General features: G+C 38.1%; 22 protein-coding genes and 2 tRNA genes. 9 read left to right on the top strand and 15 right to left on the bottom strand.

Translation table 11 applies throughout. The features are described 5' to 3' along the window. Positions 1-55: 55 nt before the first annotated feature. The 5 genes from EZ444_RS03525 to EZ444_RS03505 all read right to left on the bottom strand — a co-directional run bounded on the left by EZ444_RS03525 (position 56) and on the right by EZ444_RS03505 (position 3,278). Positions 56-553, bottom strand: coding sequence for a cupin domain-containing protein (locus tag EZ444_RS03525; protein ID WP_131607353.1), 498 nt, complete (start codon positions 551-553; stop codon positions 56-58). Between the two features lie 57 nt (positions 554-610). Next, entirely contained in the window at positions 611-1,207 is a 597-nt protein-coding gene (locus tag EZ444_RS03520; RefSeq protein WP_131607352.1) for a hypothetical protein, read from the bottom strand. A gap of 82 nt (positions 1,208-1,289) precedes the next feature. Further along, the gene (locus EZ444_RS03515; RefSeq protein ID WP_131607351.1) at positions 1,290-1,973 is read right to left on the bottom strand and encodes a GNAT family N-acetyltransferase; all 684 of its coding nucleotides are present in this window, start codon (positions 1,971-1,973) and stop codon (positions 1,290-1,292) included. Next, positions 1,957-2,439 carry a MarR family winged helix-turn-helix transcriptional regulator gene (locus EZ444_RS03510; protein WP_131607350.1) on the bottom strand — a complete coding sequence of 161 codons (483 nt, stop codon included), beginning with the start codon at positions 2,437-2,439 and terminating at the stop codon, positions 1,957-1,959. The genes EZ444_RS03515 and EZ444_RS03510 overlap by 17 nt, the downstream gene beginning before the upstream one ends. Positions 2,440-2,588: 149 nt before the next feature. Further along, on the bottom strand, positions 2,589-3,278 hold the full coding sequence (locus EZ444_RS03505) for a DUF4377 domain-containing protein (RefSeq protein ID WP_165503515.1): 690 nt from the start codon (positions 3,276-3,278) through the stop codon (positions 2,589-2,591). A 121-nt stretch (positions 3,279-3,399) separates the two neighbouring features. Here EZ444_RS03505 and EZ444_RS03500 point away from each other — a divergent pair, with 121 nt between their 5' ends. Next, positions 3,400-3,648: a hypothetical protein gene (locus EZ444_RS03500; protein ID WP_131607347.1), complete on the top strand. Its 249-nt coding sequence runs from the start codon at positions 3,400-3,402 to the stop codon at positions 3,646-3,648. Between the two features lie 42 nt (positions 3,649-3,690). Here the strand turns inward: EZ444_RS03500 and EZ444_RS03495 are convergent, their stop codons facing one another. The 5 genes from EZ444_RS03495 to EZ444_RS03475 all read right to left on the bottom strand — a co-directional run bounded on the left by EZ444_RS03495 (position 3,691) and on the right by EZ444_RS03475 (position 7,463). Further along, entirely contained in the window at positions 3,691-4,608 is a 918-nt protein-coding gene (locus tag EZ444_RS03495; RefSeq protein ID WP_225874620.1) for a glycerophosphodiester phosphodiesterase family protein, read from the bottom strand. Positions 4,609-4,686: 78 nt separating this feature from the next. Next, positions 4,687-5,049 (bottom strand): response regulator transcription factor, encoded by a 363-nt coding sequence (locus EZ444_RS03490; protein WP_131607345.1) that lies wholly within the window; start codon positions 5,047-5,049, stop codon positions 4,687-4,689. Between the two features lie 114 nt (positions 5,050-5,163). Continuing rightward, on the bottom strand, positions 5,164-6,477 hold the full coding sequence (locus tag EZ444_RS03485; protein ID WP_131607343.1) for an alpha/beta fold hydrolase: 1,314 nt from the start codon (positions 6,475-6,477) through the stop codon (positions 5,164-5,166). A 31-nt stretch (positions 6,478-6,508) separates the two neighbouring features. Continuing rightward, positions 6,509-6,961, bottom strand: coding sequence for a DsrE family protein (locus tag EZ444_RS03480; protein WP_131607341.1), 453 nt, complete (start codon positions 6,959-6,961; stop codon positions 6,509-6,511). Positions 6,962-7,001: 40 nt separating this feature from the next. Further along, positions 7,002-7,463: a DUF4268 domain-containing protein gene (locus EZ444_RS03475; protein WP_131607340.1), complete on the bottom strand. Its 462-nt coding sequence runs from the start codon at positions 7,461-7,463 to the stop codon at positions 7,002-7,004. Between the two features lie 421 nt (positions 7,464-7,884). Here EZ444_RS03475 and EZ444_RS03470 point away from each other — a divergent pair. Then, positions 7,885-7,961, top strand: a tRNA-Ala gene (locus EZ444_RS03470). Between the two features lie 49 nt (positions 7,962-8,010). Further along, positions 8,011-8,093 (top strand) — tRNA-Tyr (locus EZ444_RS03465). A 39-nt stretch (positions 8,094-8,132) separates the two neighbouring features. On the opposite strand, the gene EZ444_RS03460 is transcribed toward EZ444_RS03465, so the two are convergent. Both EZ444_RS03460 and EZ444_RS03455 read right to left on the bottom strand, forming a co-directional pair. Next, positions 8,133-8,471: a hypothetical protein gene (locus EZ444_RS03460; protein ID WP_131607338.1), complete on the bottom strand. Its 339-nt coding sequence runs from the start codon at positions 8,469-8,471 to the stop codon at positions 8,133-8,135. Positions 8,472-8,875: 404 nt separating this feature from the next. Next, a complete protein-coding gene (locus EZ444_RS03455; protein ID WP_225874619.1) occupies positions 8,876-11,269 on the bottom strand; it encodes a TonB-dependent receptor in 2,394 nt (797 codons plus the stop codon). A gap of 187 nt (positions 11,270-11,456) precedes the next feature. Here EZ444_RS03455 and EZ444_RS03450 point away from each other — a divergent pair, with 187 nt between their 5' ends. The 4 genes from EZ444_RS03450 to EZ444_RS03435 all read left to right on the top strand — a co-directional run bounded on the left by EZ444_RS03450 (position 11,457) and on the right by EZ444_RS03435 (position 14,329). Further along, positions 11,457-11,717 (top strand): type II toxin-antitoxin system HicA family toxin, encoded by a 261-nt coding sequence (locus EZ444_RS03450; protein ID WP_131607334.1) that lies wholly within the window; start codon positions 11,457-11,459, stop codon positions 11,715-11,717. Further along, positions 11,701-12,069, top strand: coding sequence for a type II toxin-antitoxin system HicB family antitoxin (locus tag EZ444_RS03445; RefSeq protein WP_131607332.1), 369 nt, complete (start codon positions 11,701-11,703; stop codon positions 12,067-12,069). The genes EZ444_RS03450 and EZ444_RS03445 overlap by 17 nt, the downstream gene beginning before the upstream one ends. Positions 12,070-12,130: 61 nt before the next feature. Then, positions 12,131-13,735: a Na+/H+ antiporter gene (locus EZ444_RS03440; RefSeq protein ID WP_131607330.1), complete on the top strand. Its 1,605-nt coding sequence runs from the start codon at positions 12,131-12,133 to the stop codon at positions 13,733-13,735. A gap of 24 nt (positions 13,736-13,759) precedes the next feature. After that, positions 13,760-14,329, top strand: a complete 570-nt coding sequence (locus EZ444_RS03435; protein WP_131607328.1) for an acyl-CoA thioesterase — start codon at positions 13,760-13,762, stop codon at positions 14,327-14,329. Here EZ444_RS03435 and lpxB read toward each other — a convergent pair. The 3 genes from lpxB to surE are packed head-to-tail and all read right to left on the bottom strand — an operon-like array spanning position 14,273 to position 16,493. Further along, a complete protein-coding gene (gene lpxB / locus EZ444_RS03430) occupies positions 14,273-15,388 on the bottom strand; it encodes a lipid-A-disaccharide synthase (protein WP_131607326.1) in 1,116 nt (371 codons plus the stop codon). The two genes, EZ444_RS03435 and lpxB, sit on opposite strands and share 57 nt — an antisense overlap. After that, entirely contained in the window at positions 15,388-15,669 is a 282-nt protein-coding gene (locus EZ444_RS03425; protein WP_131607324.1) for a stationary phase survival protein SurE, read from the bottom strand. Before EZ444_RS03425 ends, lpxB begins: the two co-directional genes overlap by 1 nt. Before the next feature lie 2 nt (positions 15,670-15,671). Further along, a complete protein-coding gene (gene surE, locus EZ444_RS03420) occupies positions 15,672-16,493 on the bottom strand; it encodes a 5'/3'-nucleotidase SurE (RefSeq protein WP_131607322.1) in 822 nt (273 codons plus the stop codon). A gap of 170 nt (positions 16,494-16,663) precedes the next feature. Here surE and EZ444_RS03415 point away from each other — a divergent pair, with 170 nt between their 5' ends. Together EZ444_RS03415 and EZ444_RS03410 are read left to right on the top strand one after the other, a co-directional pair. Beyond that, the gene (locus tag EZ444_RS03415; RefSeq protein ID WP_131607320.1) at positions 16,664-19,597 is read left to right on the top strand and encodes a M16 family metallopeptidase; all 2,934 of its coding nucleotides are present in this window, start codon (positions 16,664-16,666) and stop codon (positions 19,595-19,597) included. An 87-nt stretch (positions 19,598-19,684) separates the two neighbouring features. Further along, entirely contained in the window at positions 19,685-22,096 is a 2,412-nt protein-coding gene (locus EZ444_RS03410) for a hypothetical protein (protein WP_131607318.1), read from the top strand. The last annotated feature ends 1 nt before the right edge of the window (position 22,097 follow it).

Here is a 22,097-nt window from a genome sequence, read left to right as displayed (position 1 = left end):
AACGGGTATTATGCGTATTTAGATGTGTTGCAAATAGAAATGACGTTGAGATGTCTTAACGTCCAAAATCATCCTGAACCCTAACAATATCATTCTCATCCGAAGGATTTGTAAGATCTGTATGTTGCCAAATTTCAGAAACAATCCCCCAGTCGTCCAAACCAATTAAACGGTGACGTTCACCTTGTTTTAATTTAATCGTTTGTCCAGGTGTTAACGATTTTACCTCGCCTTGTTCGTCTGTATCACTGGTGATTACACCAACCGTGCCGTTTACCACTCTCCAGATTTCTGCACGGCGATGATGATATTGCCATGAAAGCCTGGTATTTGGGGCAACTATTAATATTTTTGGGCTAAGTTTACCTGATATTTTTAAATCATCAACATTTAATTTATCAAAATATACATTAGCAAACTGCTGTGCTTGTTCTTCATCAATTACAAAAAAACCACCCCAAGGACGGGTCTCATCACGATTAACAACATTAAAGCCTTCAATTTTTAAACGCTGTGCTACACTGTCGAATATTTCTTTTTTCTGATCTGACATATATCTCTGTTATTTATAATCACCAAAGATAATAATATCAATTAAATCGAAGGCCTATTAAGACAATCGGTCAATATCCAGTAAGTCAAGGTTTAAATCCACAATAAGGTCGTACAGCAAAGCTACATTCTTATCATCATCATCATAAAGTTTATGATCTAGTATATCTGAATATTGATTCAAAAACTCATCACTATCATAAAACTCATCTGGTAATTCTATTACGTTGCGTTTTAACTGAGCAGCACAATGGTGCAACAATCTGGCAATGGTAAAATAAACAGCATTCAGATTGACCAATAAATCGTTATAGGACTTATGTTCCCAATCCATGATATAAATGTAATAATTATCAGAAGCCAACTGATTATACTCCTCATTTTCCATCACCTCAAACTCATCCAGGTTATTGATCATGAAAAAGGTTTTAGAACACTCCACAACTTTATCTATGGATCGGAGTAGCAGTTGCACCACCTCATCATCTACAGCCTCCAGCAATTCAAAATCTTCTGCCGCAATCGAATCTGGTTCAATGAGACCTTTCAAATCCGATAAATCCTTCTCATAGGCAATTAAAAAGCCGTACTTACAAAACTCACTAACAATGAAACTTAACACATGAGGCACGAGCCCCTTTATTTCATCTTCCAAATTCTTCCTTCCATTGACATATTAGATTTGAAGGTAATTACATCGGATGACTTTACAAAATCGAATAGCAGGCTTCATTTAATTACTTGACCGAATTTATTTTGATCAGGCAAAACAGAATGCTTCTTCTTTTTACAAAGCCTAAGCGCTCGTAAAGTTGAACTGCTCTTAAATTAGTGCTTAATACATGTAAAAAGGGAGTATTGCCCTGTGCGATCATATTTTTGCATACGACCGAAACCAAGTGGGCTGCAAAGCCTTTTCCAATATGATCGGGCTGGGTACAAACTGCGCTCACCTCGCTCAGACCTGTCATTTTAAGTCTCTCACCAGCCATAGCCACCAACTTCCCTTCTATTCTGATCCCGTAATAGCTTCCAAGGTTTGCTGTATAATCCTTATAAAAACCGGGCTGAATACTGTTGATCAGTTCAAACATCGCTGGACCATCCTCCTCTCCCAGCTTCAAAACTTCAATGCTGTCATCTTGTTTCAGGGATATCAATTCGGAACAAACCATTTGGTCACATTCCAATTTTTTAAATACAGTCCATGTAGAAGGAATCTCAGGAAGATCTCCAATGATACAAACACCTTCGTTGGTTACTATATCACCCAACGTATCCAATGGCTCAGTCGCATTGGGATCAAAAGCTACAAAAGGTAAAACATTCGCCGGATACCTTTTAGCGGTATTTGAGCCCAACGCAAAGTGTTTGTGTGTGCTGGTTAAAGCACTCCAGGTAGGATTATCTAGCTGTATCATTTTGAAATCTTTTATAATAGGACCTTTCTTCCAATGTCTTTTCTATCGCTTCAAGCGTTTGCAACAACTGGTGCTGCTGCACAAAAAGCTGTTCATTTAAAGTGTTAATCTTCTCCCATACCTTTTTAAAAGCGGGAAGACTTTTTTTCCCTTTAGCAGAAAGCTGCAGCATTCTTTTTCTGCTATCGCCAGGAGCACTCGCAGATTCGATGTATCCCTTTTTTTCCAACTCTTTGGCTAAATGGATAATCGCTGGATGTGTAAGGCTCAACTCTTCAGCAATATCCATTATCCCAATCTGTTTTCTTTTACTAATGATATAGAAAAGTGTGAAATATTTGATCTCAAATTGCAATTCATGATCTTCATAAACCCTTGCTGCATCTTTAGACAAAGCGTCATAAAGCCGCCTCATTCTAGAACCAATAGCTAAAGCACCCAATTCATTGATAATATTCTGCGCCATATAGGTAAATACTTACGTAAATATTTACCAAATGTAAGAGATAAAGATTTAGCTTCCAAAAGAAAAATAAAAACGGCTAGATGGATAGGTCAAAAGCCCTATCTATCTAGCCGTTTTATTGATCAGATCTAAAAAGATCCAGGATAAACTTATTTTAAAGGTGCCATTCCAAACATTAACACCAGCTTATTACCCTGATAAAGATTAAGCGTTTGGTCTGCAACATCGTATCTAAAGGTTTTATCTCCTATCAATGTTAAAAACTCATGCTCTAGCTTATTCAATTCCGGACCACAAGCCATCATCGTACCAGCCATCTGATTAAAAGTTAACGTGTCATCACTTTTCTTAAAGCCTCCAAAGAAAGAATTACAACCCGATTTTCCGCCAACACGTTTTTTCTCTCCATCAAATGTCATGTATACCGGAGATTCGCTCTGCGTCACACCATTCATCTGAATCAGCTTCCATTTGTGTTTCAATACAAAATCCCATGCAGTTGTAGTATTCTGTTTCATTCTCACTTTCTTTACCACCCTTTTTAGCTTATACTCATAAGCCGAAGCATCTGCAGGAACATTGGTTCTTTTGGTACGATTTACCAGAAGTACATAACGATAACCCGGCTTATATTTAAACCCAGAAATCTGGCTATAAAACAGCTCCCAGTTCTTACTGGTCTTATATTTTACCTGCATACAGGTCATAGGTGCAACACCGGTACAACTGGCAAGATCTTCTTTAACTACTAACCTAATCTCATCAGCCTTGCTGATCATATTGATCCCTATGATTAAAACAAGGGTTAAAACCAATTTTACTGCGATACTCTTGATCATGTTTCTTTTCATTTTATTTGTGTTACAACAGCAGGATGCAACAATTGTTCCGTTTCCATAACGACCAAAAAACAACAGATCTTTAAAGGAATGTCCTTAACTTTATAAAAAGAAAAAAATCATGGGAAAATATCAACAGGAATGGAAGCAAATGCTACAAAAAGATGAAACATTTGAAGACTGGAAAGTAAGGAGTAGCGGTGGTGATCTTTTGATCCGCGTTCCAGAAGAAACCGATATGGACATGTTAAAGGTGCAATTTTCGGATCTAATCTCTCCAATTGCACCTTTAATAAAATCGCCTAAAACCACCCTTAAATTTTATGTAGGGAATTCGGATGAGGCAGACTTCATTTTCACCTTAAACTAAGGCCTTATAGCGAACGGCCGCAAGCAGATAAGGGAATATTCCCTAAAATTTAGTCTGAGGCTTGATCGATTTTATAGCCTCTGCAACCTCTATTGGCAAATCAGATTCCAAAATATCTGCTCCTTGCACAAAAGTCTCTCTATAATTTTTTGCGCGTTCAGCAGCATCAGCTAGTTTATCATAAGTTGGTGCAGCCGAAATCATACACATTACTCCTTTAGCATGCAGCATATCAAACAATTCCTTATTCTCGGGCTTATTTTCCGGACCGATATAAGCAATAATATTTGACCATGGAATCCCGGCGCCTTCATATTCCTTAAACGCCTTTTTAGTTTTCACAAAAGCAGAAAGCATCCACTTAGGATTATAATCATAATAAAACTTGGCCTGTTCCGCGTTGTGTACCGTAAGCATGATGATGTCATTTTTACATTCCGTCAAAATCTTTGCTGTCACCTCCAAAGGCAAATCCTTTTTATCCAGGTTCACTATCGTTTTACCTTTGCTCCAAAGAATCACCTCTTTCAGCGTCGGAATTTTAGCCTCAGTCACATGGCCTTCAGGATCTTTTAACCTAAATTTCTGTAGTTCTGCATAAGTATAATCAGAAACTTTACCCGTACCATTAGTGGTTCTGTCCAATGTAGCATCGTGCATCAACACAGCCACACCATCCTTTGTTAAACGCGGATCTATCTCATAAAAAGCAGGCGTAAAACGTAAGGTGTTTTCAAAAGTCTCAATACTATTTTCAGGAAAGCCTTTGATCATGCCTCCTCTATGACCGCTAATAACAGGTATATTTTTGCCTTTGTACCTAAAAAATTCTTTCAGTTGCTTGGTGTTTTTAACATTTAGCGTGTGGAGTTTCTGAGCCGAAGCCATACAACTTACACCTAGAAGGCATAAGGTCAGCATCAATACAAGACCGTTATTTTTCAAAATTTTCATCATCATTTCTGGGGTACGGCTTTTTCATAAAAAAGGCTAATCACAAATATACATGATCAGCCCTTTTTATAAATTGAGATTAATCTATTTTACTAACAATTTGTTAATTCGATTAACAATATGATCAATGTCAAAAGGCTTACTGATATAATCATCAGCCCCAGCTCCTAGACTTTTATCTTTATTTTTGTCATCTGCAGACATTACTATAATGGGGATCTGTTTTGTAAAAATATCATTTTTCAGGTCCGCACAAATATCTGTACCATTACCATCAGGAATCATTACATCTAAAATAAACAAATCAGGAACAGAATCTTTCAGTTTGCTTTTTAGGTCACTAAATGACGATGAAAGCTGAAGTTCATATCCCTCATCCTTCAATAAAACTCCAATAATATATCTGATATCTTCGTCATCTTCAAGTACGTGCACCCTTTTAATCATAATTAACTTTGCTTTACGTTTAAATTCAATTTAATACATGCAACAATTTTGCCATAAATTAAATAAAGCTAAACTATCAGACAATATCATAATTTAACATAGCCAATTATATCATTACTTAGCTTTAATCCAATTGACGAGATCAGTAATCAGCTCTTCTGATACGCTTGAAGGGACACTATATTGATTCATCGATCCCTTTTCTGTCTGCCAACTCATTAAGTGATTAAGACTAGGGTACAGTTTCAACTCCACATTTTTCTTTTTACCAAGCGCAGCATTCCACAAATCATAATCGGTTGTCGATACCTGAAAATCATGACCTCCTTGAGCTATAAAAATGCGCTGTTTCAATTTCTTTGCGACTTCAACCTGATTATAATTATTAATATCAACCAAATAAGATGCTGGCAGAACTAAAACATTAGAATCCGGCTTCATTGCACCCAATTGAGTAATTCTGGTTTTATCAAGCATTTTAATCACACTATCGAGCTGTAATTTACCCGCCTGAGTGGTATCCTTAGAAAGTGCAAAGCCGTACTTATTTTGTTCCACCATTAAATCGGTCAATGATCTTGCAGGTGCAGCAAGTAACAAAACCCCATTTAAATCAGGTGCTAACATTGCCAACCTTGGAGCCAACATTCCACCCAAACTATGCCCTAATAAGTAAATTTGCTTTTTATCTACCTCCGGAATTGTTCTCGCCAAGGCAACCGCAGCCAATGCATCATCTAAAACCTCTTCCTTAACAGTGAAAGCACCACCAAAATCATTTGGATAAACCATTGTTCTTTTCACATAGCGGATGCTAGCAATGCCTTTGGCAGCCAAACCCGCTGCCAGGTCTTTAAATGGCTTATTTGGACCAATAGTTTCATCCATATCACTTGGACCAGAGCCATGCACCAACACCACAACCGGATAATTGGTCGCATTTTTAGGAACAGTTAGTAATCCAACAAGATTATGATCTGCCGACTTGACATAGACCTCTTTCTCTTTATATAAAGTTGTATCAGCATAAGCAGGAGCTACGTAAGCAGCTGCTGTTGACTTAGGCTGAAGGAAAAAGCCTACTATCTTTTCAGTTTTATTATAAGCAATCATAAAATTCTGCGTATCGTTAGTAAACTTCCCTTCTACTATAACTGTGTAAAAGTCACCTTCAGTTTTACTATTTATGACCGATACAGCATCTAGCTTACCAAATCGTTCGCCTATTTTACCCCATAGCGACTTTAAATCATCCTGGGTCACCTTAGCTTGAAAGGTAGCATCAAAATTAGCATAAGCTTCAGTAAATTTATCTTCGGAGAACTGATTAAACAAATTTTGTGATTTGCCTATAAGGCTTAAAATACCTTGCGAAAATGATGCACTTGAAATTAAAAGGGCAAAAAACAAAAGAAATACTTTCTTCATATCAATGGTTTAAAGGTTTTTAGGTATAATTTTAAGGATGAACAATCGCCCAGCCTTGTTGCTGTCTGATGATGATCTCTCCATTGCCGCTAGGCACAAAGTTTATAAAATCGTATAGGGTATTTTTATCGATATTTCGTTCCTTAGGGGTATTTTCGCACTGCGCAAGTAACACTCCTCTTGCCTTTAGGTCTTTTAGCTTTTCTTGATACGGGCTATTTTTGTCATAAATGGTTACCCCATCTCCAAAAACAACAAATTCTAATTCTAATTTTCCTTTAAGTCGTGGATCTTCCAGTGCATTTTTAATATTGCGGAGGGTGCCATTGATCTTTTTTTCATCACCACTATTTAGCACATACAATGCCTTATAGTGCTTCAACGTAGCTTTTGCCCCAGTAAAAACTGGCTGTACTTGAGATTGAGCAGAAAAAGAGATGCCCAATAGCAAAAGGAAAGAAAAAATTATGGTGTATTGTCTCATGTATATTAAAAATTATAATGGCACAATATACCCGATTTTTTTATTTAAACACATCAAAACTATGCTGTGCATCGTTCCAAAATTCGTCCAATGCAATCATTCTTGGTTTAAAAAATGAGATCAATGCTGGCCAGTCTTCTTTTTTAAAGATGCTAACCCCTGGCAAGACTGTATAAATGCGGCTAATCTTTTTACCATACTCATCAACTGCCCCAAGTTCCCATTCCCACTCTTCCTGCACCTGAGCTTCAAACAACTTTTTAAACTCTTTAAATTGCTCGAATACCAATTCCTGCATACCTGCATCTGGGTGCGTGATCTCTATCCCTATTGTAGCCTGACGTTTATCAGCTTGCATTTTAAAGAACAGGTGTTTTATTCCTGTTTTATAGTTAATCCAATTGATTCTTAACCCTTCAGCTGATAGTTGCGGTGCAATATACTGTCCAAATGCGGTCCAGAATTCCTGTTTTAATTGTGATACTTGATCTTTTGAGTACAATTTGAATCGTATTGAAAATAGTTAAACTTCCCCAAACGTAGGTAATGGGGTATAAAGCCACAAAACTACGACTAGTTTAGAACTATTTTTTATAACTTTAAGATAACTTAAACCCAAACTATGCATTTATTTCAATTAATGGCTCTACTTCCCATCGTGTTTACACTGGTGGCAACCATTCTATTTTTCTTAATTCTAAACAGCTTTCGTAACACAGCAAAGGAAAAAAACCAAATTCTTAGAGAGATCCTCTCTGAATTAAAGTCACGCAAGGAATAAATCAAAACGATAATCCACTGACAACGTGGCCATATGATTCTATTACAGATTCCCAGAGCAGTTATTTCAATATTTAATTTGTAGGGTTTCTAAATTTAATTACTTTTGCCCCACGCTGGTAATTGATTATCGGCAGTTTTAAGGGGGATTAGCTCATTTGGCTAGAGCGCTTCGCTGGCAGTGAAGAGGTGATCGGTTCGAATCCGATATTCTCCACCAATAAAGCTTCAGAGCAATCTGAAGCTTTATTATTTAGAACGATATAAATGGGGGGATACCAGAGTGGCCAAATGGGACAGACTGTAACTCTGTTGTCGCAAGACTTCGAAGGTTCGAATCCTTCTCCCCCCACTTCTAAAGCTTTTCCACATAAAAGCCAAGTACCAACAGCTACACCTTTACGCTTTCAATTTTAGTCAACCTCCGATCACCTAATAAGAACACGCAATCAAAGCTATAGGAAGTCATACCTTCATTTTTTAGAAATGTAACAATCCTTGGTTTAAAAGCAATAAATAAGGATGTGCAGTAAAGTTCAAAATTATTAAGAATGAATTTTCGCTGATACTCTTCAGTAAAACCATTGAAATCAAAGATGAGCCTATTGCTTTCTGTCAGGACAATCAATTTATTATAACGACTTATTGCCTTACTCATATATTTATTGGCGGTTACAAAGGCAGCTGCAAACCGGTTAAATGACATTACTTGCTCTTCATTTAAAATCATAATACTAACAAATTTAGCGAAACAATTTATAATAGCTGAAATTGATGTAACAACCAATTCTGCATAAGATCCGTTGAAAAACATTTACCTGGCATTAATGCAGAAGCGTTATCGGATAATTTAAGTCCATAGGATTGTGGTACCAATTGTAAGCTGCATTAGTTTTTGGCAAAAGAGATTGAAGCTTATAAAGCTTAAGGCAGAAAAAAGCCCTAAAAAAGAACACCCAGAAGCGCTAATAGCACTTCTGGGTGTAGTATGGCCTCAATATGTAATGTATCGAAATTAATCAGCAAGTGTCCAATGATTTGAAGCTTAAACACCTACTTAACCAAACTGTCGCAAAGATACACTTTTTACACAAAAAAACAGCATCCTCGCTAAAAGTATATTTACAAATACACTTAAAACTCTATCCTATAATTAATTGTGGGAATAATTCCACTCCATTTTTGTGGTTCTATAACCCGTTTACTCGAATTATAGAACATCCCAACCGTATTTTCACGGTTCAAAAGATTCTGAATATCAATAATAATCAAATGACTTACGCTCTTACTATTGATACGATAGCTGGCAGAAAAATCAACCCTTACATAAGGATCAGCAGTTAAAGTATTAATTTTGTTCTGATCTATGACTTCTTCATCCAACCTAAAAGACTCTTCAACCAGAATTGGAGAATACCTTCTGCCACCGGCATAAATCAATTTTGCATTCAACCCGAAAATATTGTTCTTTTTTTTGCCTGCTATCCATTCTTTTCCTGCCAAAAGATTACCTACGTATCGAGTATTGAAGGACGTATTAAATTCCTTACCACTCAAAGCTTTAAATTTCGAATCGAATAATGAAGTTGTGGCAATGAAATAATAACCTTTACTCAGGGATTTTTCAAGTGAAAACTCGACACCATAGTTTTTACCAGTCCCCTTATTAACAAGCTGACGGTAAGCGGAAGAACTGATGGCGGAATTATCTGAGACATTGAGCAATGAAAAATTCACAGTTGGATCTACAGACACCGGCACATCATACAAATGCTGATAATACACTTCTGTTTTAAATTTCAGGTTTCCACCAAATAGCTTTTCGTATCCCAATACAGCTTGCGCAGACTTTGTAGGCGTAAGCGGTTTAACAGGCTCAGCTCTTCCAGATGATGCTCCACTTTTAGCAAAATAGTAGGAAAGCGGTTCAAGACGGCTATACAAACCTGTTCCGAAAGATAGCAGCTGATCCGGAGACAGTTGATATTTTAAGCCTAATCTGGGCTCAAAACTCCAACTCTTGCTTAAGTTAAAATAATTGATATGCAGTCCCGTGTTTAAGGTTAGTTTACTGTTTAATTCGGCTTTATGTTGCACAAATCCATCGTAACTACTGGTATTACCTTGTTGATTAATCAACTCTTTTAATGCATTAAGTTGTGTATCATGAGTTAATGCATACAAGTCATATTTTAAAAAACTAGCATTTACACCTGCCCTGATCGTATTTGAGCCGTTGATCTTATAATTTAGGCTTCCCGCATACCGAATCGCCGTATTGGTATACTGATCTTTATAATCGAGACTAGGCTGATAGTTTTTAGTGAGCGTGTCGGTAGTATTAGCGCTTCGACTAACAGAAACAGAAACGATATTATTAAAATAAAGTTTGCTGTTGGCAATATAAAGGTGCTTCAAGCCTGCACTTCCAGCATTAAAACTCAAATTTTGATTCGAGCCGTCATACCGTTCTTCCCATTTTGTATAATCGTGGTCTGCCACTTTATTGATCTTACCCAAGCCACCAATTCCAAACAAGGAAAAAGTACCTCCCTTTTTTGTAGGGAATACAAAATTGAAAGACAAATCCTGATATTTTGGCGTACCCGCATCCGAAACTTCAACTCCCACCTTTTCCAGTAAACTCAAGGAAGAATAACGGTAACTAACCAAATATGAGGCAGCCCCACCCTTTTTAAATGGACCTTCCAAAGTAGCCCCAGCTCCTAATACTCCAATATTAAAGGCATATTCTCTCTTGTCTGTATTTCCCTTTCTGAACTTTAAGTCAAAAACACCAGAAATCGCATTACCATATTCTGCCGCTAAACCTCCTGTATAAAAGTCAGAGGTACTTAAAACGGTGGTATTGATCATACTCACCCCACCTCCAGAGGCCCCTTCACTACCAAAATGATTCGGATTTACAATTTCTATTCCTTCTAATCGCCATTGTAAACTTTTTGGAGAATTCCCTCTTACGATGATTTCGTTATCATCGCCGCCGGCAACAACGCCTGGAAAGCTTTGAGCCATTCTTGCTGGGTCAAAAAATGCACCAGCATAACGATTCGTTTCCTCAGGAGAAAAGGAACGTCCACTAACCAGTGCCATTTGGTTTAATGGCTTTTTACCTGAATTCGCATTTACGACGACTTCGTTCAGGTTATTGCTTTGCGGCTCCATCTCCAGATTCAATATATTTTCTTTGCCACTGGTAATCAATAGTTCGGCAAGAACTACGTGTTGGTAACCGGTTATACTGGCCTGTAATACCTGACGACCTAAAGGCACACCAATTAAACGGAATACACCATTCTGATCTGTACTAGACACCTTAACAGATGGATTTGAGGTTAACCTTATCGTAACACCAGCTAATGGTAACCTGCTGCCCTTGTCTAACACGGTACCTTTGATGGTTTCGGTTAATATTTTACTATTTAAAGTTGTTGAATCTTTGTGCTGAGCCACAACATGTAAACTTTGCATCAGAAAAGCAACGAAGAGAATGGGGGAAAATTTCATATTCATTATGAGTTGGTTTCCCCTTATGACACCGAGTTTAAAGTTTACCCCTATGTCGACCAAAAATTTAATCAACAACTCTTCACCCAACGTAATAAGCTTTAGGTATAGATTAGCATCATTAATAAAAATAGGGGCAAAACCACAAGTAACTATTTTTTAGTTACAAAACTAATTGTATATTTGTATGAGCAAAATAGAGAAGCTATTAGCACGATTATATTCGAAACCAAAAGACTTTACCTGGCAAGAGGCCACCAAAATATTAACCCATTATGGCTTTCAAGAAATAAACAAAGGTAAAACTGGCGGATCCAGAAGAAAATTTGCAAATCAATATAAGGATGTTATAAGTATACATGAACCACATCCCAGCAATATTTTAAAGGGTTACCAAATTGATTTAATTAAACAACAACTTAATCAGCACTATGAAAAACTATTTTGAATACGAAGGATATATAGGCTCTGTAGAGTTTAGCGCAGAAGACCGTGTTTTTTTTGGCAAAATACACGGAATAAATGATTTAGTAACTTTTGAAGGGGCTTCTGTGAATGAGTTAGAGTCAGCTTTTAAAGACGCTATAATCGATTACTTGAAAACCTGCAAAGAATTAGGAAAAAAACCCAACAAAACATACAAGGGTTCTTTTAATGTAAGAGTTTCTGAAAAGCTTCATCAAGATTCTGCACTGCTAGCTAAAAAGAAAGGCGTTAACCTTAATGAACTTGTAAAAGCTTCTTTAAGCTACATGGTGCAACATGAAGAATTACTAGATAAGGAAACCCTGTATGCATAAACACAGCCTTACCCCCTTAAAAAAAGCGTAAAAAGAAAGTTCAATTGCTTATTTTTAAAAAATGATACATGCGAACCTCCTTTTAATTCTTGCATTGTTTTTTGCTATGGCTCTTCTTTTCTTGTTGAGTCAGCACTGGAAAATCTCCTATCCCATTTTTCTTGTCATTGGTGGTCTGGGAATTAGCTTTATCCCTGGCATTCCCTCGATAAACATCAATCCTGATATTGTATTCCTTATTTTCTTACCGCCCTTGTTATTTGAAGCGGCATGGTATACTTCATGGAATGAGTTCTGGAAATGGAGAAGATCCATCTTCTCTCTTGGATTTGCTTTAGTTTTAATCACCTCCCTTGCCATTGCCTATTTCTCGGTCAGCATTATACCGGGCTTTACATTAGCATTTGGCTTTTTACTAGGCGGTATCATCTCTCCTCCAGATGCCGTTGCTGCGACTTCGGTTTTAAAAGGCCTTAAAATGCCTAAACGAGGACTAACAATACTGGAGGGCGAAAGTCTCGTTAATGATGCAGCTTCTTTAACCGTATTTAGATTTGCTTTAGCGTCTATATTAACGGGACAATTTGTGCTCCAAAAAGCAGCTACCGACTTCTTTATTTTAGCTGTAATGGGTATAATAGTAGGATTAGCTATTGCCCACTTGCTTTATATTGTATTAAGGTACTGGGCAAAATCATCAAGCATTACCACTCCGATTACCCTAATTGCCCCTTACCTGATGTATATAGTAGCAGAGGAGTTCCATTGGTCGGGTGTACTGGCTGTGGTTAGCGGTGGACTATTTTTATCATTCCGATCTGGTGATTTTCTAAACTACCATACCCGTATACAGGGAAAAGAAGTTTGGGCTACAGTAGGTTTTCTTTTAAATGGTTTTGTATTTATCCTCATTGGATTAGAGCTGCCTGTAATTGTGAATGGATTGGAAGGTTATTCTATGGGGGAAGCGATTAAATATGCCCTAATCATAAGCTTAATTGTGATCATTGTCCGAATCGTTTTGGTCTATGCTTCCGCCTTTATTCCAAGATTTTTAAGTCCCCGAATCAGAAAAAAAGAAACTAGCCCAGGTTTTAAGCTTCCGTTCATCATAGGTTGGGCAGGTATGAGAGGTGTAGTTTCCTTGGCCTCCGCATTAGCAATTCCCCTCACCTTAAATACAGGCGAGCCTTTTCCACATCGCAATATGATTTTATTTATCACTTTTGTGGTGATACTGATAACACTTGTATTTCAAGGATTAACACTGCCTATTTTTCTTAGACTCTTAAAAATCGAAGAAGTAGACGAGCATATCCCTGAAGATGAGCAGATGGAATCGATCCGTTTACAACTGGCTAAGGATTGTGTAAGTTTCCTGAACGACAAATACAGCTCAGAAATGAGTCAATTTGAAACTATTTCCCGAATTAAAGAGCAGCTTGAGAGAAGTATAAATGCTACGGAGCGCACCTTGCTTGAGCAAACTCAGAAAGAAGAGGTTACATCGGTAAGAAAACTATACAGAAAAATTATGCTGGAATTGGTTGCTTTAAGAAGAAAAGGGCTGAAGAAAATGAAAGCTACAAAGAAATATGACCACGAAGTACTGAGAGATATGGAAGAGAATCTTGACCTTGAAGAGGCAAGATTAAACAAACACTAATAGCAATTTAACTAGCAAAACTAAATGGAAAATTATAAACCAGTACTTTTTTCGGAAACCGTACTTACAGAATTGATGATTCCCGCTTATGCCAACTTTGGCGGAAAGATACATGGGGGCACTTTACTTTCCTTGATGGATAAGGTTGCTTATGTCTGTGCAGCAAAACATGCTGGCAATTACTGCGTAACCGCCTCTATTGATACCGTTAATTTTTTAGCGCCTGTTGAAGTTGGAGAATTGGTATCCTTAATGGCTTCTATAAACTATGTAGGAAACACATCGGTGGTAGTGGGGATACGAGTAATTTCTGAAAACGTTAAAACTAACGCGGTTAAGCATACCAACACCTGCTATTTTACCATGGTGGCCAAAGATGACAATAATCAACCCGTGCAGGTACCGGGCCTGATATTGGAAAACAGGGAGCAGGTAAGACGGTTTATCGAAGCTAAAAGTAGAATCGACATTAGGCGACAATACCGAAAGGACTTGAACGATGTAAATATTCCGGAAAAAGACGAACAATGTAGGCTGTTACTTGTTGGAGAGCGTTGCCAAATAGTTGAGAATGAGTTTAGCAGTACGTCCTGATGCTCCAGCTGTACCCATTTTTGCAGAGAGCTCATTATAATCACTAAGCATCTGAGCTCTTTCGGCCCCATTTAGAATCCCCTTAAGCACACGGGTAATATTGGTCGTATTACAATCATTCTGGATCAACTCCGTAACTACAGCCCTATCCATGATTAAATTAACGAGGGATATAAACCTGATTTTGACCAATGCCCGCGCTATCGCGACAGAGATAGCACCGCCACGGTAAACTACAACTTGGGGCACATGAAACAAAGCAGTTTCAAGTGTAGCTGTACCTGATGCAACAATTGCCGCTTTGGCTACATGAAGCAGGTTATAAGTTTGTGCAAAAACCAGTGTCACATTATCAGTTTTAATAAACTGTCGGTAATAAGTCTCGTCAAAACTCGGTGCCGCAGCAACCACAAAATGACAATCAGGGAAACTTTGTGTAACACTAAGCATATCCGGGAGTAATCGCTCTATTTCCTGTTTACGGCTACCTGGCAACAAGGCAATAACATCCTTTTCAAGCTGGTATTTTTTGCGGAACTCAGAGTCCGGGGTAAACTGGGCAATTTCATCCAGCAATGGATTACCTACGTAATCTACCTCCATCCCCCAGCTCTTATAGAAATCAACTTCAAAAGGCAAAATACAGAACAGCTTATCAACTATTCGTTTTATTTTAAGTACGCGTTTCTGGTTCCAAGCCCAAACCTTTGGTGAAATATAGTAGCAAACCTTAATGTCATTCGCCTTAGCAAACTCCGCAATCTTTAAATTAAAACCCGGAAAATCAATAAGAATTAACACATCTGGTTTATAAGCCAGTATAGCAGCCTTACAGGCCTTTAGGTTTTTAAAAATGGTGCGTAGATTTAAAAGCACTTCGGTGAAACCCATAAAGGCCATTTCCGCATAATGCTTATCCAATACTCCACCTTCGGCCAGCATTTTATTGCCCCCATAATACCTAAATTCAGCATTTGAATCTTCCGCCTTTAGCGCTTTCATTAAATTAGCACCGTGCAAATCACCTGAAGCTTCTCCTGCTACTATATAATACCTCATTATTGGGTTATTTTATAAAAAAAGAATGCAAAGGCCCAAAGAAAAGTAGCACTGATAATGCCACGGCCAATATTGTCCTTATTTAATTTAAAAAAGTAATGCATTAGTCCCGCATTTACAGCAATACATCCGATCAATAATAAATCGGCCTTTGCCAAAAAAGCAAACTTATGCATCAGGTACCAAACTATAGCAAGTAAGACTCCGGGTATCAGTAATCCGATACCCAAGCCTGTAAATACAGAATCTTTAATTTGCGCTAACCGATTTCCTAATGTCATAATTATCCAAGTGAAGGCCCATCGGGTGCAGCTACAACAGCAGGTGGAACATCGAAAGTCCAGCTGTTCAATACCGGAATAGCGTGATGTGCAGTAAGATCAAACTGTACCGGAACTACCGATACATATCCATTATCCAATGCCCATACGTCTGTATCCTCACCCTTATCATTGTTTTGGAATACACCAGTAAGCCAATAATAGGAGCGATTGTGCGGATCTTTACGTTCATCAAATTCTTCAGCCCATTTGGCATTCGCCTGTCTGCAAATTTTAATACCTTTCAAGTCGGCCCCATTAGGGAAATTCACATTTAACAATGTAGCCTGTGGCAATCCATGTTCCAGTACCTGTAAGGCAATAGTTTTGATAAATCTTTTACAGTGACTAAAGTCTGCTTGCTCAGAAAAATCATCTAATGAAAAACCTACTGATGGAATATTTTCGATTGCACCTTCTACGGCAGCCGACATTGTTCCAGAATATATTACGTTGATAGAATTATTTAAACCATGGTTGATACCAGATACACAAAGATCAGGCTTTTTACCTTTAAATATTTTATTTACAGCCAGTTTTACACAATCCACCGGCGTACCCGAGCATTTGTACATTTCTACACCTGGGTACAGATCAACCCGGTCAAAACGCAATGGTTTTCCTATAGTAATGGCATGTCCCATACCCGACTGCGGCCCATCAGGTGCCACAACCACCACATTTCCCAACTCCATCATTACCTCAATCAGGTTTTTAATTCCTGGTGCTGTAATACCATCATCATTCACTACTAAAATATTGGGTCTTGAATTTTCTTTCTTCATGTGTGTATATTAATATGCCATATTCACCATTCTTGATGAAATACTTAACAAACTACTTTTGTAGCCGTAAAAGTACAAGAATTCGAACAAAAAGTTTAGCATTCAACTTATATTTGAAATGAGTTACGAAAACTATAGTAGCTTAAAAAACTAACAAATAACTTATTCTAATGAAAAAAAAATTACTGTTGCTTGTCTGTTTGCTGATAACAGGTTCGAGCTTAATGGCGCAATCCGCCTACCAATGGAAAACGGCATCATCAGGAGGCTACACCTATAAGTACGTAACTAATGACCCTACAAAAGCCCGTTTCTACACCTTAAAGAATGGACTAACAGTAGTACTTTCGCAAAACACCAAGGAACCAATCATTGAATTTCGTCTTGCGGTAAGAGCGGGTAGCAACAACGATCCCCATACGGCAACAGGTCTAGCCCATTATCTGGAGCATCTATTATTTAAAGGAACGGATAAGTTTGGCACCATGGACTTTGCTAAAGAAAAACCATTACTAGATAAGATTTCGGCACTTTATGAGCAGTATCATGATACTACTGATCCTGCAAAACGCAAAGCGATTTATGCTGAGATTGACAAAACATCAGGCCTGGCCTCTAATTACTCTATTGCCAATGAGTATGATAAAATGATGAAAGCAATTGGCGGTCAGTCTACCAATGCCCATACCTGGTACGAAGAAACAGTTTACAATGAGGATTTTCCTGCCAATGCTACAGATCAGTTTCTTGCGCTTCAGGCCGAACGTTTCCGCAATCCAATCTTCCGTATCTTCCACACTGAGCTGGAAGCCGTATACGAAGAAAAGAACCGTGGACTAGATGACGATTCCTGGAAGATAAATGAGCAAACTGGAGCATTGTTGTTCCCTACTCACAATTATGGACAACAAACCACGATTGGGACTATTGAGCATTTAAAAAACCCATCGCTGGTAGAGATCGGAAAATACTATAACAAGTATTATGTACCCAACAATATGATCATCGCTTTATCTGGTGATTTTAATCCAGATGAGATGATTAAAAAGGTAGACAAATCGTTTGCCTATATGAAACCAAAGCCGCTTTCGCTTTACAATCCAGCTCCTGAAAAACCGCTTACAAAGGTACAGAAGGTAGACATCTATGGCCCTAGTGCAGAAAGTGTAAGACTATCCTATAGAGGTTTTGCACAAAACACCACACAGAGCATGTTACTGGATTTGATTTCCAGCATTCTATCTAATGGAAAAGCTGGTTTATTGGATATCAACTTAAATAAACAACAAAAAGTTTTAGGTGCGGGAGCCGGGTATCAACAGATGAAGGATTATGGCATTTTTACGCTCTCGGCGCAACCTAAACAAGGACAAAGTCTAGAACAGGCACAACAATTATTACTGGATCAGATTAACATCCTTAAAAAAGGAAACTTTGATGAAAGTCTGATTAAAGCGACTGTGGCAAATAGTAAGCTCGGACTTTTGCAAGCTTTCGACAAAAACGACTTCCGCGTTGAAAGTATCACCAATGAGTTTATTCTTAACCGTGGAGTAAATTGGGACAAATCATTAGGCAGCCCTGATGCTATGGCCAAAGTGACTAAGAAACAAATCACAGACTTTGCCAATCAGTTTTTTAAAGACAATTATGTTGTTGTCTACAAACACAAAGGTGAAGACAAAAACATTGTTAAGGTTGAAAAACCAGTTATCACTCCGGTAAACACAAATGCTGCTGAGACATCAGACTTTGCAAAAAACTTACAATCAATGCCGGTTAATCCTATTTCCCCTAAATTTTTGGATTACAAAAAAGATTTAGATTTTGGAAAATCAGGCATTGCTGAGGTTATTGCTGTTCAAAATAAAGACAATAGCATCTTTAACCTAACCTACCGTTTCGACATGGGTGCATGGAACAATAAGTTACAGCCTTATGCTGCCCAATACTTAACTTTTTTGAGCACAGATAAATACACAGCAGAGCAGATTAGCAAAGAGTTTTACAACATTGCTTGTAACTATAGCTTTAACGTAGGTAATGAAACTACTTCTATTACCATAACTGGACTGCAGGAAAACTTTGACAAGGCGGTGAGTTTGGTTGAGCATATTTTTGCCAATTGTAAGCCTAATGAGCAAGCGCTTGTAGAACTTAAAAGTCGCCTCTTAAAATCAAGAGAGAACAATAAGCTCAACAAAACGGCAATCCTTAATGGGTTAACAAGTTATGCACAATATGGCGCAAGTAATCCTTTTAACCATACAATGAGCAACGAAGAGGTGAAAAACATGACTTCAACTCAATTGCTGGACATTTTACATAACATTAACAACTACAAGCACACCATTACCTATTATGGTCCGCAACACCTAAACACATTTACTACAACTATTGGTAAATTACATAATCTACCTAAGGAATTCAGTCCTGAGGCTCCTGCTAGTAAATTCTCTTATGCCAACAACACGGAAAATCAGGTTTATTTTGCTGATTACGACATGGTACAGTCAGAGATCCGTTGGGTACGTAATGGCGGTTTATACACGCCTACCTGGACACCTAAGGTAACTTTATTTAACAGTTATTTTGGCGGCGGTATGGGCTCTGTAGTTTTCCAAACCATAAGGGAGTCGAAAGCACTGGCTTATTCCACTTTCGCGGTATTCTCTGCTCCAGACAAAAAGGAAAAGCAATATGCGATGGTAGCTTATGTGGGCTGTCAGGCTGATAAGATGAATGACGCTGTTAAAGGGATGAACGAATTGCTGAACGTTCTACCTCAGACTGATAAAGCTTTTGAGGCTTCGAAATACAATGCATTAAATGCGATTGAAACGAGTAGAATTACCAAGGATGATATTATTGGTGCTTATTTTACCGATAAAAAAATAGGCTTCGACCACGATTCTAGAATCGATGCATATGCTGGCTTAAAGCCATTGACGTTTGGTGATATTAAATCATTTCATGAAAAGAATGTAGCCAACAAGCCTTATACTTATTGCATTGTTGCTTCAGAGAAAAATGCAAAACCTGAGGACATGCAGAAGTTTGGACCTGTTACCAAATTATCACTTACACAGATTTTTGGTTACTAATCCTAAATAAAAACAAAAGAAGCCGTATTAAAGCAATTTAATACGGCTTCTTTTGTACAATCGGATTCCTTATCCTAACTTTAGTCAATGCGCTACTGGTTAAACCTCATTTTAGGGCTCTTAATATTTTCCGGTCATGTTGCTTTTGCGCAGCAAGAACAGCCGTTATTGGTCGACCCGCTGGCCAAACAGCTTTACCTGTATAAATTAGCCAATCCCTCCCCCCGCCTCTTTGTTCACTTTGACAAGAACATATATACCAACAATGAAACAGTATGGTTTACTGGTTACCTTTTAACAGAACGAGAAGCTAATATTAGTAAACACAACATCATGTCTGTTGCGTTGATAAGAAATTCGGACAGTTTAGTTGTTAAACACCAAAAGTTTCTAATGGCTACGAGCCTATCTTTTGGAAGCATGGTACTCCCCGACTCCATGTTAGCCGGTGATTATCATCTTTTAGCGAGTACTAACAGAGTTTCAAATGGCGTTCCAGAGGCTATCTTTATACAACCCATAACGATAAAGACGAATATCAATCCCAGTTTTAATGCCGGCTTAAAAATACTGGAGCAAGGGATTATGGGCGTAAAACCAAATCAGGTTTTACTATCCGCAACCACCAGGGATGCTCGATTTTTGTCACAGCCAGTTGAGGTCAGTTACCACTATGGTCATCTCTCTAAAAAAACTAAAACCAATTCTTCAGGCGAGGTAATTTTAAAATTAGATGAACAAGAAGACATTCCCGATCCTAATGTTTATGTAAAACTGAAATACGGTAGTGACAGTAGCTTTTTAAACCTTAGTCTGCCTGTTACAAAACGCAGGGCCAAAGTTGGCTTTTATCCTGAAGGTGGGAACTTAATTAATGGGATTCTGGGCCGTGTTGGTGTCGAGGTCAAAGATCAACAACTTGCAGTTGTTTCTCTAAAGGCCCAACTTTACAAGAATGATACAGTAATTGATACTATTGAAACGGATAGTTACGGGATTGGGAGCTTTTTATTAAAGCCAGAAAAGGGAAGTAGTTACAGAATAAAGCTTTTACACTCAGGTTTTACGGATACTAGTTACTTGCTGCCGCCTATTTTAGATAAGGGGATTGGTATTTACATTTCCGAAGCAGCAGTAAGAGACACGCTCATTGCAAAGCTCAGAACATCCCAAAAGGAAAACCTGTTTATTAGGGTTCATAATTTTAAAGAGACGTTTATTTACAACCATCTAGATGCACAAAATCCTCAAATGACCTTAATCATCCCACTGGAAACAGTCCCCCTGGGTCTCAACACATTGACCATTTCCGATAGCTTGGGCAGACCTCTTGCCGAGCGTATGTTCTTTGCACATTACAATCCTACACCAAAACTCACAATTTCATCAGACCAAAAGGTTTATGAGCAACGGAAAAAAGTAACACTGAAACTACGGCTAGGTGATTCGGATAGTCTGGCAATCGTATCTGTTGCCTGTGTACAAGAAAGGCGCATATCGTCAAAGCTTAACGTCGACATAGAAAGTTATTCCTATTTAGCAAGTTCACTGACTGCTTTACCTCCTTATAATACCACGAGAGGTTACGAAGACCCGAAGTATATGGACAATATTTTATTAGTAAAAGGTTGGCGCAGATATACCTGGCAGGATGCCATGAAGACAAAACCATCAGACACTATAAAAAGCTACGACAATACGAAGCTGTCTCTTCAAATCACGGGCAAAAAACAACCAGTAAATGAACCCCTTCAGATTGGTATTTTAAGTTCTTCGGGAATGAAACTCTACAATACTGATAACCGAGGCTATTTTGAATTTAATGCATCTAACCTTGCGGTAGAAAAAGAAAAGCCGGTTTATATATTCCTGGGAGAACAAAATAAGAACCGATACTTGCTATCCGTAAATGATCCTTATGCAAAGCTGAACAAAAGCTATTTAAACCTATTTGGGCCAGAGTATAGGGCTGTTCCATCATCAGTTCAAAATAACAATGTGTTATCCCTTAAGGGCAATGAAACTGCGATAAGGTTGAAAGAAGTACAAATCACTTCTGGGAACAGCAACAACGCTCACTCCCCCAAAGGTCCAAATAATTGTGGCGATTATGTGTGCAGTTATAATATATTAAACTGTTTCAACCATGTAGGCGATCCAAACAACAGACCTCCTGTAGCTGGGAAAAGTTACCATATGAGCGGGGGTGGATCAATAATATATCAAGCCTGTGAAACCGTCACGGTTAATCCTGGAATGGTACTTATGGACGGTGTTTATTCAAAAAAAGAATTTTACGTGAACGATTATGCCGAGCCTTTAGAACCAGCATTTGCATCGACCATCTACTGGAGTAATGGATTATTACTAAACAAGGAAGAGCGGGAAATTACGTTTTACACCAGCGATATTACCGGTAAGTTCAAGGTAATCGTACAGGGATTGAGCAGCAAAAACGTACTGTATGGAGATTATATTTTTGAAGTAAAAGGGAAATAGT

The organism is Pedobacter hiemivivus (genome assembly GCF_004331685.1).
Classification (GTDB): Bacteria; Bacteroidota; Bacteroidia; order Sphingobacteriales; family Sphingobacteriaceae; genus Pedobacter; species Pedobacter hiemivivus.
The sequence above is the reverse complement of the archived record's forward strand: the minus strand, read 5'-3'. Positions and strand labels throughout refer to the sequence as shown.

Bases quoted from the DNA above. Each gene is read 5' to 3' on its own strand.
- EZ444_RS03525 (WP_131607353.1), bottom strand. From the start codon at position 553: ATGTCAGATCAGAAAAAAGAAATATTCGACAGTGTAGCACAGCGTTTA.
- EZ444_RS03515 (WP_131607351.1), bottom strand. From the start codon at position 1,973: ATGATACAGCTAGATAATCCTACCTGGAGTGCTTTAACCAGCACACAC.
- EZ444_RS03510 (WP_131607350.1), bottom strand. From the start codon at position 2,439: ATGGCGCAGAATATTATCAATGAATTGGGTGCTTTAGCTATTGGTTCT.
- EZ444_RS03505 (WP_165503515.1), bottom strand. From the start codon at position 3,278: ATGATCAAGAGTATCGCAGTAAAATTGGTTTTAACCCTTGTTTTAATC.
- EZ444_RS03500 (WP_131607347.1), top strand. From the start codon at position 3,400: ATGGGAAAATATCAACAGGAATGGAAGCAAATGCTACAAAAAGATGAA.
- EZ444_RS03495 (WP_225874620.1), bottom strand. From the start codon at position 4,608: ATGATGATGAAAATTTTGAAAAATAACGGTCTTGTATTGATGCTGACC.
- EZ444_RS03490 (WP_131607345.1), bottom strand. From the start codon at position 5,049: ATGATTAAAAGGGTGCACGTACTTGAAGATGACGAAGATATCAGATAT.
- EZ444_RS03485 (WP_131607343.1), bottom strand. From the start codon at position 6,477: ATGAAGAAAGTATTTCTTTTGTTTTTTGCCCTTTTAATTTCAAGTGCA.
- EZ444_RS03480 (WP_131607341.1), bottom strand. From the start codon at position 6,961: ATGAGACAATACACCATAATTTTTTCTTTCCTTTTGCTATTGGGCATC.
- EZ444_RS03460 (WP_131607338.1), bottom strand. From the start codon at position 8,471: ATGATTTTAAATGAAGAGCAAGTAATGTCATTTAACCGGTTTGCAGCT.
- EZ444_RS03455 (WP_225874619.1), bottom strand. From the start codon at position 11,269: ATGAAATTTTCCCCCATTCTCTTCGTTGCTTTTCTGATGCAAAGTTTA.
- EZ444_RS03450 (WP_131607334.1), top strand. From the start codon at position 11,457: ATGAGCAAAATAGAGAAGCTATTAGCACGATTATATTCGAAACCAAAA.
- EZ444_RS03445 (WP_131607332.1), top strand. From the start codon at position 11,701: ATGAAAAACTATTTTGAATACGAAGGATATATAGGCTCTGTAGAGTTT.
- EZ444_RS03440 (WP_131607330.1), top strand. From the start codon at position 12,131: ATGATACATGCGAACCTCCTTTTAATTCTTGCATTGTTTTTTGCTATG.
- EZ444_RS03435 (WP_131607328.1), top strand. From the start codon at position 13,760: ATGGAAAATTATAAACCAGTACTTTTTTCGGAAACCGTACTTACAGAA.
- lpxB (WP_131607326.1), bottom strand. From the start codon at position 15,388: ATGAGGTATTATATAGTAGCAGGAGAAGCTTCAGGTGATTTGCACGGT.
- EZ444_RS03425 (WP_131607324.1), bottom strand. From the start codon at position 15,669: ATGACATTAGGAAATCGGTTAGCGCAAATTAAAGATTCTGTATTTACA.
- surE (WP_131607322.1), bottom strand. From the start codon at position 16,493: ATGAAGAAAGAAAATTCAAGACCCAATATTTTAGTAGTGAATGATGAT.
- EZ444_RS03415 (WP_131607320.1), top strand. From the start codon at position 16,664: ATGAAAAAAAAATTACTGTTGCTTGTCTGTTTGCTGATAACAGGTTCG.
- EZ444_RS03410 (WP_131607318.1), top strand. From the start codon at position 19,685: ATGCGCTACTGGTTAAACCTCATTTTAGGGCTCTTAATATTTTCCGGT.